This window comes from Xanthomonas nasturtii, assembly GCF_001660815.1.
Lineage (GTDB): Bacteria > Pseudomonadota > Gammaproteobacteria > Xanthomonadales > Xanthomonadaceae > Xanthomonas > Xanthomonas nasturtii.
Map to the genome: position 1 here is coordinate 58,970 of NZ_LYMI01000023.1, position 14,893 is coordinate 73,862.

At 65.7% G+C, this 14,893-nt stretch carries 13 protein-coding genes and 2 pseudogenes; 7 read left to right on the forward strand and 8 right to left on the reverse strand.

The window, feature by feature from the left end; translation table 11 throughout:
- Window position 1: 1 nt before the first annotated feature.
- Together A7D16_RS09975 and A7D16_RS09980 are read right to left on the reverse strand one after the other, a co-directional pair.
- Entirely contained in the window at window positions 2–370 is a 369-nt protein-coding gene (locus tag A7D16_RS09975) for a response regulator (protein ID WP_064632216.1), read from the reverse strand.
- Window positions 363–1,526, reverse strand: a complete 1,164-nt coding sequence (locus A7D16_RS09980; protein WP_064632218.1) for a PAS domain-containing sensor histidine kinase — start codon at window positions 1,524–1,526, stop codon at window positions 363–365. The genes A7D16_RS09975 and A7D16_RS09980 overlap by 8 nt, the downstream gene beginning before the upstream one ends.
- 158 nt (window positions 1,527–1,684) lie before the next feature.
- Here A7D16_RS09980 and A7D16_RS09985 point away from each other — a divergent pair, with 158 nt between their 5' ends.
- The 6 genes from A7D16_RS09985 to trxC all read left to right on the forward strand — a co-directional run bounded on the left by A7D16_RS09985 (window position 1,685) and on the right by trxC (window position 8,731).
- Window positions 1,685–4,858, forward strand: coding sequence for a response regulator (locus A7D16_RS09985; RefSeq protein ID WP_064632221.1), 3,174 nt, complete (start codon window positions 1,685–1,687; stop codon window positions 4,856–4,858).
- The gene (locus tag A7D16_RS09990; RefSeq protein ID WP_181920391.1) at window positions 4,831–5,679 is read left to right on the forward strand and encodes a CheR family methyltransferase; all 849 of its coding nucleotides are present in this window, start codon (window positions 4,831–4,833) and stop codon (window positions 5,677–5,679) included. The genes A7D16_RS09985 and A7D16_RS09990 overlap by 28 nt, the downstream gene beginning before the upstream one ends.
- A complete protein-coding gene (locus A7D16_RS09995) occupies window positions 5,676–6,260 on the forward strand; it encodes a chemotaxis protein CheB (protein WP_064632223.1) in 585 nt (194 codons plus the stop codon). The genes A7D16_RS09990 and A7D16_RS09995 overlap by 4 nt, the downstream gene beginning before the upstream one ends.
- On the forward strand, window positions 6,257–7,387 hold the full coding sequence (locus tag A7D16_RS10000) for a hybrid sensor histidine kinase/response regulator (protein WP_064632225.1): 1,131 nt from the start codon (window positions 6,257–6,259) through the stop codon (window positions 7,385–7,387). Before A7D16_RS09995 ends, A7D16_RS10000 begins: the two co-directional genes overlap by 4 nt.
- A 371-nt stretch (window positions 7,388–7,758) precedes the next feature.
- The gene (locus tag A7D16_RS10005) at window positions 7,759–8,124 is read left to right on the forward strand and encodes a DUF1428 domain-containing protein (RefSeq protein WP_064632227.1); all 366 of its coding nucleotides are present in this window, start codon (window positions 7,759–7,761) and stop codon (window positions 8,122–8,124) included.
- Between the two features lie 160 nt (window positions 8,125–8,284).
- Window positions 8,285–8,731 carry a thioredoxin TrxC gene (trxC, locus tag A7D16_RS10010; RefSeq protein ID WP_064632393.1) on the forward strand — a complete coding sequence of 149 codons (447 nt, stop codon included), beginning with the start codon at window positions 8,285–8,287 and terminating at the stop codon, window positions 8,729–8,731.
- Between the two features lie 106 nt (window positions 8,732–8,837).
- Here trxC and A7D16_RS10015 read toward each other — a convergent pair.
- Window positions 8,838–9,230 (reverse strand): annotated as a pseudogene (locus A7D16_RS10015) (TonB-dependent receptor); the annotation flags it as partial.
- On the opposite strand from A7D16_RS10015, the pseudogene A7D16_RS10020 reads away from it, so the two are divergent.
- Window positions 9,219–10,223 (forward strand): annotated as a pseudogene (locus tag A7D16_RS10020) (family 43 glycosylhydrolase); the annotation flags it as partial. The pseudogenes A7D16_RS10015 and A7D16_RS10020 overlap by 12 nt on opposite strands.
- Window positions 10,224–10,316: 93 nt before the next feature.
- Here A7D16_RS10020 and A7D16_RS10025 read toward each other — a convergent pair.
- Genes A7D16_RS10025 through A7D16_RS10045 form a run of 5 tightly spaced genes read right to left on the reverse strand, consistent with a single transcriptional unit; the run spans window position 10,317 to window position 14,892 of the window.
- Window positions 10,317–12,272 carry a response regulator gene (locus tag A7D16_RS10025; protein ID WP_193395455.1) on the reverse strand — a complete coding sequence of 652 codons (1,956 nt, stop codon included), beginning with the start codon at window positions 12,270–12,272 and terminating at the stop codon, window positions 10,317–10,319.
- On the reverse strand, window positions 12,262–13,137 hold the full coding sequence (locus tag A7D16_RS10030) for a sensor histidine kinase (RefSeq protein WP_064632234.1): 876 nt from the start codon (window positions 13,135–13,137) through the stop codon (window positions 12,262–12,264). The genes A7D16_RS10025 and A7D16_RS10030 overlap by 11 nt, the downstream gene beginning before the upstream one ends.
- Window positions 13,134–14,147, reverse strand: a complete 1,014-nt coding sequence (locus A7D16_RS10035; protein ID WP_064632236.1) for an ATP-binding protein — start codon at window positions 14,145–14,147, stop codon at window positions 13,134–13,136. Before A7D16_RS10035 ends, A7D16_RS10030 begins: the two co-directional genes overlap by 4 nt.
- A complete protein-coding gene (locus A7D16_RS10040) occupies window positions 14,138–14,533 on the reverse strand; it encodes an anti-sigma regulatory factor (RefSeq protein ID WP_064632239.1) in 396 nt (131 codons plus the stop codon). Before A7D16_RS10040 ends, A7D16_RS10035 begins: the two co-directional genes overlap by 10 nt.
- The gene (locus A7D16_RS10045) at window positions 14,530–14,892 is read right to left on the reverse strand and encodes an STAS domain-containing protein (RefSeq protein WP_064632241.1); all 363 of its coding nucleotides are present in this window, start codon (window positions 14,890–14,892) and stop codon (window positions 14,530–14,532) included. Before A7D16_RS10045 ends, A7D16_RS10040 begins: the two co-directional genes overlap by 4 nt.
- Window position 14,893: the final 1 nt, after the last annotated feature.

The window sequence follows — 14,893 nt, forward strand, 5'->3', positions numbered from 1 at the left end:
TCTAGGCGTTGGCGGCGGTGCTCTTGAGCATGTCGATAAGCTGGCGCAGACGATACGGCTTGGGCAGGAAATCGACATGCGCCGGCAGCGGCGGCAGCTGCGCCTTGGCAAAACCCGAGGCCAGAATGACGCGCGCCTGCGGCAACAGTTGCGCCACCTGCTCGCTCAATTCGATGCCCGACATGCCGTTGGGCATGCGGACATCGCTGAACACCACATCGTAGGGGCCGCTGTCGCGCAGCATGCGTAACGCGCTGTGGCCGTCGTCGGCGGTGTCGACGCTGATGCCTGCATCGCGCAGCGCTTCGCCGATCAATTCGCGCAGTTCTGCCTGGTCTTCCACCATCAACAGGCGCAGGGATTCAGTCATGCTCGGCTTCCTCGATGGCCGGGAGAAACAGGGTGACGGTGGTGCCGCGTCCGGGTGCGGTCTCAAGCTCGACGAAGCCGCCGGACTGGGAGGCAAAGCCGAACACCTGGCTCAACCCCAGGCCGGCGCCCTTGCCGACATCCTTGGTGGTAAAAAACGGTTCGCTGGCGCGTTGCGCGACATGCGCCGACATGCCGGGGCCATCATCGCGCACGGTCACGGTGACGTACTGGCGCCGCGCACCCTGCGGGGCAGACGGCGCAGCCCGATGCAGCGCGCCAGTGGTCAGCACAATCGCGCCGCCAGCAGGCATTGCATCGCAACTGTTGAAGACCAGATTGAGCAGCGCCGCCTCCAGTTGGCCCGGATCCACGCGCACATCCGGCAACACATCGGCGAACTGCAGCGATAACCCTACCGCTGGCGGGCAAGCGCGCCGCAACAGTTCCAGCGAACGCGTCACGACGGCAGTGACGGCGTGGCGCTCGGGGTTCAGGCGCTGCCCACGGGCAAATGCGAGCAGTTGCCGCGTCAACGAGGTACCGCGATCCACTGCGGTTTGCGCCGATTCGATCAGCATGCGGGTGCGTGCGTCCTCGCCTGCGCGCAGGGCGATCAGATCCAGGCTGGTCACCATCACGGTGAGCAGGTTGTTGAAGTCGTGTGCCATGCCCAGCGTCAGCCGCCCCAGCGCTTCGAGCTTCTGCGACTGCAACAAGGCGTGCTGTGCCTGCTCCAGCAGATGCTGCGCTTGCTGGCGCTCGGTCAGATCGCGGGTCACCTTGGCGAACCCCACCAGCACGCCGAATTCCAGCACCGGTTCGATCACCACACTGGCCCAGAACCGGCTGCCGTCCTTGCGCAGGCGCCAGCCTTCGACAGCGAAGCGCCCCTCGCGCTTGGCGATCTCCAGATTGCGGCCGGGTTCGTCGCGCTGCGCATCCTCGGGCAGGTAGAACCGCGAGAAATGCGTACCCAACACCTCGCTTGCGCGATAACCCTTGAGACGTTCGCCGCCGGGGTTCCAGCTGCAGATATGCCCAGCGATATCGAGCATGCAAATCGCACAATCGGACACGCTCTGCACCAACAGCTGACACTGCCGGCTGTCGTAAGAAAGCGGCCCTGCACTGTCGACGGCCGTTTCCGCATCCATCGCGCGGTGTTTCCCCCGGAAAAGCGCGCGACCTTAGTGAGGGTTGCGTGAAGGCTGCGTGCAAGCCAACCCGGCTGCAAAATGCGTCAAATTTCCGGCGATTTGCGCGTGAAACTTATCGGCTACCATGACCGCCCCCAGTTCGGTCCACGCTTCCTATGCACAGCATCTCGACCACACGCGACCGCTGGATCTGGGTGATCGCGGGGGCCTTGATGGCTGGCACGCTGGGCGTGGAGTTGGTCACCCCGCTCGGGTATGCGGTGTGGCTGACCTACTTCGTGGCGGTGGGCGTGACGGTGTTTCAGAACCGCCCGCAGGTGCCGCTGCTCGTGGGCGCGCTGTCGTGCGTCTTGCTGGCAATCGGCTTTCAGCTTGCGCCACCGAGCACCAATTCGAGTTTTTCGTCGGTCAACCGCGGCATCGGCGGCGTGTCGTTTCTGGCGATGGCGCTGGTGGTGATGCAGGCGATCCGCGCACGCCGCCAGGCCGAATTCGCACTGTGGCTGCAGCAGGCAGAAAACACCGTTGAAGCCAGTTTGCGCGGCGATCAGGCGCCCCAGGAGCTGGCCGACGCCGCAGTGCGCGCACTGTGCGAGACCTTGGATGCGCAGGTGGGCGCGCTCTATCGCATCGAAGGCGATCGCCTGCGGCTCACCGGTGGCGCGGCGTTGTCGCCCGATCTGCCACAGACGCTGCCAACCACTGCCGGGCAACTGGGCGAAGTGCTGCAACGTGGCACGGTGCGGCGCGTGCGCGGCGTGGACGCCGGGCACCTGCAGATTGCCTCGGGGCTTGGCAGCAGCGGTTGCCAGGAACTGCTGCTGGCGCCGGTCACTGCCGATGGCCGGGTGATCGGCATCATCGAACTTGGCCGCGTGACCGACCCACGCACTGCCGGATCGCGCGAAGAAGAACTGCTGGCGCGCTGCGGCGAAAACATCGGCCTGGCCCTGCGCACCGCATTGCTACGCGCGCAGCTGGTGGCCTTGCTGGAAGAAACCCAGCGCCAGAGCGAAGAACTGCAGACCCAGCAGGAAGAACTGCGCGTCGCCAACGAAGAACTGGAAGAACAGAGCCGCAGCCTGCAGCAATCGCAAAGCGATCTGGAGTTGCAGCAGGCAGAGCTGGAGCAGACCAACGTGCAACTGGAAGAACGCACCCAGGCCCTGGAAGCGCAGAAACAGGCATTGCTGGTGGCGCAAGATCAGCTGGTGCGCAACAGCAACGAGTTGTCCACCGCCTCGCGCTACAAGTCGGAATTTCTCGCGAACATGTCGCACGAGCTGCGCACCCCGCTCAACAGCGCGTTGATCCTGGCCAAGCTGCTGGCCGACAACAAGGACGGCACGCTCAGCGCCGAGCAGGTGAAGTACGCGCAGGCGATCCTGTCGTCCAACAACGACCTGCTGACGCTGATCAACGACATCCTGGACCTGTCCAAGATCGAAGCCGGGCACGTGGAGCTGGCCGACGAAACCGTCGCCACTACATCGGTGTTGCAACGCCTGCGCGAAACCTTCGAACCGCTGGCGCGGCAAAAAGGCCTGGCACTGGAGATTGCCGCCGATGCAGACGCGCCGACGCAGCTGGTGGTCGATAACCAGCGCCTGCAGCAAATCCTCAAGAACCTGCTGGCCAACGCAATCAAGTTCACCGAACACGGCAAGGTCAGCTTGTCGGTCCACGCGTATGCGCCAGGCCGCGTGCGCTTTGCAGTGACCGACACCGGCATCGGCATCGCGCGCGAACAGAACGAGGTGATCTTCGAAGCGTTCCGTCAGGCCGACGGCAGCACGCGTCGCCGCTATGGCGGCACCGGGCTGGGCTTGTCGATTTCGCGCGATCTGGCGCAGCGCATGGGCGGCAGCATCGGTGTCGACAGCGAACCCGGACGCGGCAGTTGCTTCACGCTGGAATTGCCCACCGACGGCGCACCGGCGGAAGCGATCCCCGCCGCCGCTGCCACTGCGCACGCCGCCGCGGCATCGGCCCCGGCTGCAGCCATCGCCGCGCAGCAACGCAATGGCACTGCGCTGGCTGTGCAACCCGGTGCGCATGGGCGCGCGGCCGCCCAGACAGCGCCGCTGCCGATTGCCTCACCGAGCGCAGCGCCGATCCCGCGTGCCGACGACGACCGCGACCAACGCAGCCGCCCGGGCCGCCTGATTCTGGCGGTGGAAGACGACACCCGGTTCGCGCAGGCGCTGGTGGACCTGGCACACGAGCTGGATTTCGATTGCGTGGTGGCTCCCAATGCCGAAGAAGCCTTGCGCCTGGCAGCCGAGCTACGTCCCAGCGGCATCCTGCTCGACATCGGCCTGCCGGATGCCTCCGGCCTGAGCGTGCTTGAGCGCCTCAAGCGCGACCCGGCCACACGCCACATCCCGGTGCACGTAGTGTCGGCGCTGGAGCGCAGCCAGATTGCGCTGGAACTGGGTGCGGTCGGTTACCTGATCAAGCCGGCCACGCGCGAGTTGCTGGCCGGCGCGATCCGCCAACTGGAAGAAACCAACGCGCGTGCGGTGCGGCGCCTGCTGATCGTCGAAGACGACAGTGCCTTGCGCGCCAATCTGGAACTGCTGCTGGCGCGCGACCAGCTGGAGATCGTCGCGGTGGGCAGCATTGCCGAGGCGATGCAGCAACTGGCCGGCTCCACCTTCGATTGCATGGTTACCGACCTGGCCTTGCCAGACGGTAGCGGCTACGACCTGCTCGAACGCATGGCCGGCAACGACGCGGTCGCGTTCCCGCCGGTGATCGTCTACACCGGGCGTGCGCTCACCCGCGATGAAGAACAGCGCCTGCGCCGGTATTCCAAGAGCATCATCATCAAGGGCGTGCGTTCGCCGGAGCGCCTGCTCGACGAAGTGACGCTGTTCCTGCACAGCGTGGAAGCCTCGCTGCCCAGCGACCAGCAACGCCTGCTGCGCGAAGCGCGCCGCCGCGATGCGGTGCTGGACGGCGCAACGGTGCTGCTGGCCGAAGACGATGTGCGCAACATCTTCGCGCTCTCCAGCGTGCTCGAACCGCTGGGCGTCACGCTGCAGATCGCACGCAATGGCCGCGAGGCATTGGAGCATCTGGCCAAGCACGACGTGGACCTGGTGCTGATGGACATCATGATGCCGGAGATGGACGGCATCACCGCGATGCGGCAGATCCGTGCCAACCGTCAGTGGCAGGATCTGCCCATCATCGCGCTGACCGCCAAGGCCATGGCCGACGACCGCGAACGCTGCCTGGAAGCCGGTGCCAACGACTACATCGCCAAGCCCATCGATGTGGACAAGCTGGTGTCGCTGTGCCGCGTGTGGTGCACGCGGCAATGAACCCGGTGGAGCTGTTCGACCTGGAACTGCGCGTGCTGCTGGAAGCGGTGTACCAGCGCTATCACTACGACTTCCGCGACTACGCGGTGTCGTCGTTGCGGCGGCGCATGCGCCACGCGATGGCGCGGTTCGAGTGCGCGCACGTGGCCGATCTGCAGCACCGCCTGCTGCACGAGCCCGACACCTTTGCGCAGGCGATGCAGTTCTTCACCGTGCAGGTCTCGGAGATGTTCCGCGACCCGGCGTATTTCCGGGTGCTGCGCGAACATGCAGTACCGGTGTTGCGCACCTATCCCTCGATCAAGCTGTGGGTAGCAGGCTGCAGCACCGGCGAAGAAGTCTGGTCGCTGGCCATCCTGCTGCACGAAGAAGGCCTGCTGGAAAAGGCGGTGATCTATGCCACCGACATCAATCCCGAAGCGCTGCACCTGGCCGAAGCCGGCGCCTACGGCATCGATCGCATTGCGCAGTTCAGCCGCAATTATCTGGACGCCGGCGGCCGCGCATCGCTGTCGGATTACTACACCACCGCCTACGACGGTGCGGTGTTCAACCGCCGCCTGAAGCGCAACATCGTGTTCGCCGACCACAGCCTGGCCACCGACACGGTGTTCTCCGAAGTGCACCTGGTGTCGTGCCGCAACGTGCTGATCTATTTCAACCGCACCTTGCAGGACCGTGCAGTGGGATTGTTCTTCGATGCGTTGGTGCATCGCGGGTTTCTTGGGCTGGGCAGCAAGGAATCGTTGCAGTTCGGCGCGCACGCACAGGCATTTGAAGCCTGCGCACGCGAGCAACGCTTATATCGGAAGGCTGCATGAGCGGCGTCTGCGCAGCGCAGGATTTCGACGCGATCGTGATCGGCGCCTCGGCCGGCGGCGTGATGGCCTTGCAGGCGTTGTTGTCCGGGCTGGCGGCAGATTTGCCGATGCCGGTGCTGGTCGTGCTGCATCTGCCGCGCGACCGCCCCAGCCAGATCGCCGAGCTGCTGGATGCGCGCTGCGCGTTGCCGGTACGCGAGGCCGAAGACAAGCAACCGCTGCTGGCCGGCAGCGTCACCGTCGCCCCACCCGATTACCACCTGCTGGTGGAAACCCGCGACAGCCTGGCGTTGTCGATGGATGCGCCGGTGCTGTTTTCGCGCCCGGCCATCGACCCGCTGTTCGAATCGGCTGCCGATGTTTTCGGCGCACGCCTGCTGGCGATCCTGCTCACCGGAGCCAGCAGCGACGGCAGTGCCGGCGTGGCGGCGGTGCGCACGGTGGGTGGCACCGCGTGGATCCAGCGCCCCGACGATGCTGCATCCCCCTTGATGCCGGCCTCTGCCCTCGCCCATGCCGGTGCGGATGCGGTGCTTACCCTGCAGGCAATCTGCACACGACTGGAAGCTTTTCACGCATGAACCTCACCGCGACCGGCCCGGCGACAAGCAGCGACAGCACCGAACCGGCCAAGATCCTGATCGTGGACGATGTGCCGCAGAATCTGGTGGCGATGGAAGCACTGCTGCAACGCGACGGCATCCGCGTGCTATGCGCCAACTCCGGTGCGCAGGCGCTGGAACTGCTGCTCGAACACGACGTGGCACTGGCGCTGCTGGACGTGCACATGCCGGAAATGGACGGTTTTTCGCTGGCCGAATTGATGCGCGGCTCGCAGCGCACCCGGCATGTGCCGATCATTTTCCTGACCGCCTCGCCGAACGATCCGGTGCGTGCCTTCCAGGGCTACGAAACCGGCGCGGTGGATTTTCTGCACAAGCCCATCGAGCCGCACGTGATCCTGAGCAAGGTCACCGTCTTCATCGAGTTGTACCAGCAACGGCGGCTGCTCAAGGCGCGTAACGCGTCGCTGGAGCGTGCGCTCACGCTCAACGAAACCATGATGGCGGTGCTGACCCACGACCTGCGCACACCGCTGTCGGTGATCCTGCTCTGCGCCGACAAACTCGGCCTGGATGTCGATGCCGGCAGCTCGGCCGCGCGCACGCTGGAACATCTGGAAAACAGCGCGCGCCGCATGGCACGCATGGTGGAGCAACTGCTGGATTTTTCGCGCCTGCGCAGCGATGGTCTGCCGATGCAGTTCGGCCCGTGCAACCTCGGCGAGGTGGTGCACAGCGTGGTGGGCGAAGTGGCGCAGGCCAATCCGCACACCACCATCGACCTGCGTACCGAAGGCGACCTGGATGGCGACGGCGATGGCGACCGGTTGGCGCAGGTCGTCTCCAATCTGGTTGGCAACGCCGTGCTGCACGGCGGCCGCCATCCGGTGCAGGTGCATCTGGACGGCCGCGAGCAGGATGCGTTGCGCCTGTCGGTGCGCAACGCCGGGCACATCCCGGACAGTTTGATGCCGCGTTTGTTCGAACCGTTCAAGGCCAGCTTCCACGCCAGCCAGGGGCTGGGGCTCGGGTTGTTCATTGCCGACCAGTTCGTCAAGGCGCACGGCGGCACGCTGCAGGCGCGCAACGAAGATGGCGACGTGGTGTTCGAAGCACGACTGCGCCGGCGCAACCTGGCGGCGTGACGACAGCGGGCATTGCGCTGAGCTAAGACGCACTCGCCTGCGCTATCGCACTGGCCAAAAACCGGGCCGCGCTCATGGCATTCCTGCGACAGCAACGCTGGCGGCCTGGCTGCCTGCTGCGTGGCTGTGCGCCGCCGCTAGCGGCCTGATCCCTGGCGCTTTTTTTGGCAGTGATTCGCAGGCAATCGCCCGCCCGGCGAGCTCAACGGCCGACATGCCTTATGCGAGCGCGAGCAGTGCTTGGCAGCGCAATGCACCGTATGCTCGCCGGCAGCGCAGCGGCGACTACAGCGGCTGCCCACTGTTTCATCAGCAGATCTGTTCGTCATCATCAGGCGCACGCCGTGCGCCATGTCATCAGCGGAGTTGTCATGTCGTATGTCGATGGTTTTGTGCTGGCAGTCCCCAGGGCAAACAAGGACGCATTCATCGAGCACGCCCACACGGGCGATGCAATCATCATGGAATACGGTGCACTGCGCGTGGTGGAGTGTTGGGGCGACGATGTGCAGCAGGGGCAATGGACCGACTTCCAGCGTGCGGTGGATGCCACCGACGACGAAACCGTGGTGTTTTCGTGGGTCGAATGGCCGGACAAGGCCACCCGCGATGCCGGCATGCGCAAGATGATGGACGACCCGCGCATGGACCCGGACGTCAACCCGATGCCGTTCGATGGCAAGCGCATGATCTATAGCGGCTTCGTGCCGGTGGTCGCCTTGGGCCACATGGCCTGAGCGATGCTGCGGAATGGCCTGCATGCCGCTATCCGCAGCGCGGGCTCGCTTGCGGTCTTCGGCACAAGCACTTGCAGCGTGATCGGTACACTGGCAGTGCGCAGCTGCGCTCGCCGCGATGGCGGCGCAGCTGCATTGCCCGACCACCGGAGATCACCGCATGACCGACGCACCGCTCCTGATCGCCTGCCCCAGTTGCGCTGCGATGAACCGCATCGCGTCCACCCGCCTGCACGATGCGCCCAACTGCGGCAGCTGCCACAGGCCACTGTTTCCGGGCACGCCGGTGGCGTTGTCGGCCGCCGATTTCGACAAGCACGCAGTGCGCAGCGCGTTGCCGCTGGTGGTGGATTTCTGGGCACCATGGTGCGGGCCTTGCCTGAGCATGGCGCCGCAATTTGCCGCCGCCGCCGCGGCACTGGAACCGCAGGTGCGCTTGGCCAAAGTCGATACCGACCTGCATCCGGCGCTGGGCACGCGCTTTGGCATCCGCAGCATTCCCACGTTGCTGGTCATCCAGGGCGGGCATGAGATCGGCCGGCATTCCGGGGCGGTGAGCAGTGCACAGATCGTCAGCTGGGTACGGTCGGTCTTGAGCAACCGGTGATGCAACAGAAAGGCCAGCTGCGCATGCACGCAGCTGGCCTACAAACACACGGCAAGCTTCACTGCGGTATATCCCCCGCAGTGACTGCACTCAACGCATCACCCCATTACTGCCAGTTGACGTTGACCGACACACCCACAATGCGCGGCTCGTTGTAGACCGCGGCCATGTAGTTTTCGATCACGCCCTTGACGTTCTTTTCGTTGATGATGTTGCGTGCGAATGCCGCCACTTCCCACGCACCGTAGCCACCGGTATAGCCCAGCTTGAGGCCGCCGTCGAAGTTGCCGTCGGCGCGAAACTCGGTGGAGTCGTACAGCACGAAGCTGGTCTGGCCCTGCTTGTTCCAGTCGGTGGAGACGAAGAACGCGCCATCGTTGCCCACCGAAATGTCGTAGCGCGCAGCCAGGTTGAGGTTGTACTTGGGCGCGTTGGGCAGCGGGTTGCCGTCGATCTGCGCGAAGGTGTTGGCCCCCACCCGGGTAGTCGGGTCGAACACATCGAAGGCCCGCATCTGTTCCGCCGCGATGGCTATTACTACCTCACCGCAGCCGAAGGCGGCACCGGCGAGCAGCACGCGCAGATGATCTACCGCAGCTGCCAGATCACCGGGCCCTACGAAACCTGGAGCGGCAATCCGGTGCTGACCCAGCGCGACCTGGATCCGTCTCGCAGTGCGCCGATCACCTCGGCCGGGCACGCGCAGTTCGTCGAACTCAAGGACGGCACATGGTGGGCGGTGTTCCTGGCCACGCGCCCGTACCAGGGCAACCACTACGCCCTGGACCGCGAAACCTTTCTGCTGCCGGTGCAGTGGCGCGATGGTTGGCCGGTGGTGCTGCCGCATGGCATCGCAGTGCCGGCAGTAGCCGCGCGCCCGCCCTTGCCGGCAGGCACGCAGACCATGCCGACAAGTGGGCCGATGCAGTGGAGCGAGCGCTTCGGGGATGCGCGTGTGCCGATGCAATGGATGACCATCCTCCACCCGCCGACGACGCCGTGGTATCTGCCCGGTGCGCAGGGCTTGCGCATGACGCCGGCGAAGCTTGCGCTGGGCGAAATCGGCCGTGGCCAGCCGGCCTATCTGGGCCACCGCCTGCAACATCACCACGCCACCTTGGTGGCCAGCGTGGACGGCAGTGCGCTGGCCACCGGCGAACAGGCGGGCCTGGCGATCGTGGCCAAGGAGAGCCACTTCCTGGCGGCCATGCTGGTGCGCGAGGACAGCGGCACCGCGATGGTGCTGTATCGCCGTGCGGGAACCCAGCAGCCGAGCACCGGCACCGAGCTGGCGCGCGCGCCGCTGCCCGATGCCACGCAACCGGTGAAACTGCGTTTCGCGCTGGACGCTGCGCGCGTGCATGTGGATTACGCCATCGGCGACGGGCAGTGGCAAACGCTGCTCGACCAGGGCGATGCTCGTGTGCTCAGCACCGAGTCGGCCGGCGGTTTTCTGGGCGCCACATTCGGGCCGTATGCGTATGCGCGCTGAGCGCCAGTAGCTGCATGGCTGCGCTGCGCTGCAGTCGAGCAAGGCAGCGGAGGCACGCGTTGCGATTCACCGCGGTGCGCGCAATCCTGAACCCTATGTCCGCGCCAGCACGCTGCTATCGAGCATCTGCCCTACCGTATTGAGCAGATCGTTGAGGCTGAAGGGCTTGGGCAGCAAGGCCATGCCTTCGGCCAGGAATTCCTGCCGCGTGGCCGCGTTTTCGGCGTAGCCGGTAATGAACAGAATCGGCAGCCCCGGGCGCAGCGTGCGCGCCACATCGGCCATGTCGCGCCCGTTCATGCCCGGCAGGCCGACATCGGACACCACCAGATCGATCTGCACCTCGGTGCGCAATTGCTCCAGCGCGCCGTTGGCATCTTCGGCTTCGATCACGTGGTAGCCGGCATCGCCGAGCACCTCGCTCACCATCATGCGCACCACATCGGTGTCGTCCACCAGCAGGATGCGCTCGTTACGCGCGCGCGGTGCGCTCGGCGCCGGTGCCGGCAGCACCTCGTTGGCCGAGAGCCCACGCGGCAACAGCAACGCCACCGTGGTGCCAAGGCCCACGGTACTGGTGATGCGCGCAGTGCCGCCGGATTGACGTGCAAACCCGTAGGTCATCGACAAGCCCAGGCCGGTGCCTTCGCCAATGGGCTTGGTCGTAAAAAACGGTTCGAACACCTGGTCGAGAATGGCCGGCGCGATGCCACTGCCGTTGTCGATCACCTTCACCGCGACGTAGTCGCCGTCATCCAGTTCCGGGTCGTTGTGCGCGGTGTAGGCCGCGCTCTGGATACGGATGGTGCCCTGCCCCTTCAATGCATCGCGCGCATTGATCACCAGGTTGAGCACCACGTTTTCGAGTTGGTTGGCATCGGCAATGGCCACCAACGGCATCGATGCAAGATCCAGTTCCAGCGCGATGTTTTCGCCGATCGACCGGTGCAGCATGTCTTCCAGCGAACGCACGCGGGTGTTGACGTCGAACGGTTGCGCGTCCAGCGACTGCTTGCGTGCGAACGCCAGCATGCGCTGGGTCAGCGCGGCAGCGCGGTGCGCCGAGCCGGTGGCGATCTCGGCCAGGCGCGGCACGCGTTCGATGCGATTGGATTCCACCGCCAGTTGGATCATGTCCAAGCCGGAAATGATGCTGGTCAGCAGGTTGTTGAAATCGTGCGCGATACCGCCGGTGAGCTTGCCCAGCGCGTCCATCTTTTGCGCCTGCAGCAGCTGGATTTCGGTGTGCTGGCGCTGCGCGATCTGGTGCGCCAGCTCGCTGGTGGCGGTGTCCAGCTCCTGGCGCTGCTCGCGCTCGCGCAGGCGCCGCTCGGTGACGTCTTCCACCATCAGCAAGCCCAGATCCGGCTCGCGGTACGGCGACACCCGCCATTCGGTTTCGCACAGCTTGCCATCGCGCAGCAGCGACAACGCACCGCTCCAACGCTCGCGCTGCGCCAGCGCAGTGGTCAGTGCGTGCACGGTAGCTGCCTGATCCAGCCCGGCGGCGTGGATTGCAGCGCCGGGCGTGGCACTGCCGATCAGGCGCTGAAACGCGGCATTGGCCTCGTGCGTGTGCAGATTGGCATCCACCACCGCGATCGGCGCGCTGATGTGTTCGAAGATCTCGCGGAAGCGCGCCTCGCTGACCCGCAATGCCTCTTCGGCATTGCGCGCACGCAACAGCGTGCGCAGCGTGGCGACCAGCACATTGGGATCGACCGGATGGATCAGGTACGCATCGGCGCCGGCTTCCAGCCCGGTGATCATGTCGCCGGTGGCAATCGAGGCGGCCGAGACATGCACCACCGGCAGCAGCGCGGTGCGCGGCTCGGCACGCAGTGCGCGCACGATGTCGAAGCCGCTCATGTCCGGCAGGTTGACGTCCAGCACCACCGCCGCAAACGTCTCGGTGGCCAGCCTGGCAAGACCCTCGGTGCCGGTGCCGGCCTCTTCGACCACGAACTGGTGATGTTCGAGCACGCGCCGCACCGAATAACGCGTCACCGCGTTGTCGTCGACGACCAGAATGTGCTGCTTACTGCCCACGTGCATCCTCCGCTGCCAGCGTTACCGGCAGCACCACGTAAAATTCCGAGCCCTGCCCGACCACGCTGTTGACCCCCACCCGGCCGCCCAACAGCTCGGCGAACCGCTTGCAGATCGACAACCCCAGGCCGGTGCCGGTCAGGCGTTTTTGCAGCGGCGAATCCACCTGTACAAAATCCTCGAACAAGGCTCCGTGAAGCTCGGCCGGAATGCCGATGCCGGTGTCCTGCACGCCAAAGCGCACGTGGGTGTCGCCTTCCAGCTGCGCGAACACGCGCACATGCCCGTGTGGGGTGAATTTGAGCGCATTGGAAATGAAGTTGCGCAGGATCTGCGCCAGCTTCTTGTCGTCGGTATAGAGCATCGGCAGCACCGGCGGATCGTCGAAGATCAACATGGTCTTGCCGGTATCGGTGAGCGGGCGGAACATGCCGCGCAAGGCGGCGAACAGGTCCATCAGGTCGAACCAGCCCGGCGAAATGGTGATGCGCCCGGCCTCGATCTTGGCCAGATCCAGCAGGTCGTCCACCATCTCGGTGAGCTCGCGCGCCGAGGCGCTGACAAAGCGCACCTGCCTGAGCTGCTCATCGTTGAGCGGCCCGTCCATGCCGTCCTCCAGCAGCCGGGTGATGCTCAGGATCGAACCCAGCGGGGTGCGGAACTCATGGCTCATGTACGACAGGAAACGGCTCTTGAGTTCGGAAACGTCGCGCAGCTGTTCGGCCTGCTGGTCGAGCTCGGCATACAGCGCCAGCACGCCCTGATTGGTTTCTTCCAACTCCTCGCGCAAGGCCTGATTCTGCTGGCGCAAACTTTCCAGCTCGGCCATCGCATCGACGGCCGGCACATCGGCGGTTGAATTCATTGCATGCCTCCTAGCCGCATGACGAACACACAACAATCGTCGCGGCCGCGCGCGTGATCGCGCAACAGCAGCGCCGCCACGATGCGCGGGTGGCGCGACAGAAGACCGGGATGATCGCGCAGGTTCCAGCGCGATTGCAGGCCATCGCTATGCATCACCAGCAACTTGCCGGCCGCATGCGGGAAGTCGAACGGCTGCGCCTTGCGAAACTGCACCCCGACGATGCCCGGGTGCGATGGCATGCCGCGCACGCCATCGCCATCGCAGAGCGAGGCGACGATATTGCCCACGCCGGCAAAGCGTACCTGGCAGGTGGTGCTGTCGAACTGCATCACCGCCGCCGCGCCGCCGCGCGTACCACTCATACCGGCGTGCAGGCGCGCGATGCGTTCGCCGGGTTCGCCGCTGGCAACCGCGGCTGCCCGCGTGCCGGCGTCGGCCGCGTCGGCCGCGCCCGGCCCGTGGCCCAGGCCGTCGATCATGCTGACAGTCACCCGTTGCGCATCGATCGCCAGGTGCCAGCCATCGCCGCATACCACTTCGTTGTGCAGCGGCACACGCAGCGCGCCGTAGGGCAGATCCAGCTCGACGCAAGACTGGGCGAACACACGTGCCAGCACGATCGCGCCCTTGGCATCGGAATACGCATCCAGCAGCTGCGCCTGGCGCTTGATCGCGCCCAGCCCGGTGCCCGGCGTGCCGGCGGTGGAATAACCATCGCGCACACCGTCTGCAAGCGCAAAGCCCGGGCCGTCATCGATAGCGCACAGCTCCACGCCCGTGCCGCCGTCGCGCGCAGCCACCGTGGACAGCTGCAGCCAGCCGCCACGCCCGTGCTTGACCATGTTGGTCGCCAGTTCGGTGGCCACCAGGGCCACCCGGCCACAGCCCGCCTCGTCGAAGGCCAGCGTCTGCGCCAACGCAGTTGCTTCGCGGCGCGCCTGCCCAACCTGGCTCGCCTCCTCGACACGCAACGCACGGGTCACCGCACCGGTGACAGTCACTTCCATTTGGTGATGGTGATACGCGTTCCTTGGCCGGGCGTGGTGTCGAGCACGAAGTCATCCACCAGCCGCCGGCTGCCGGACAGGCCCAACCCCAATCCGCCGCCGGAGGTCCAGCCGTCGGTCAGCGCCAGATCCAGATCGGGAATGCCGGGGCCTTCGTCGCGAAAGGTCAGCTGCACGCCCTTGCGGATGCCGCTTTCCACCAGCGCCCAGTCCATCTCGCCGCCGCCGCCGTAAATCACGGTGTTGCGCGCCAGTTCGCTGGCGGCAGTGACCAGCTTGGTCTGGTCGACCAGGCGCAGGCCGCACTGCACCACCAGCTTGCGCACCGTCTGCCGGGCCAGCACCACATCCTGTTCGGTGCGTACCGGTTGCGAACCGGCCGTCATGACTCGTTTTCGGGTTGCTGCAACAGGCGCATGCCGCGTTCGACGTTGAGTGCGGTGCGTACCGAGGGCAAGGTCAGTCCCAGCTCGACCAGGGTGATCGCCACGGCCGGCTGCATGCCCACCACCACGGTCTTGGCGTCCATGATCGCGGCCAGCCCGGAGATGGTGCTGATCATGCGGCCGATGAACGAATCGACGATATCCAGTGCGGAAATGTCGATCAGCACGCCACGCGCGGAGGTGGCGCTGATCTTTTCCGACAGGTCTTCCTGCAGCTGCAGCGCGAGCTGGTCGTGCATGTCTACCTGGATGGTGACCAGCAGCAGATCGCCCATCCGCAGGATCGGGATGCGCTCCATG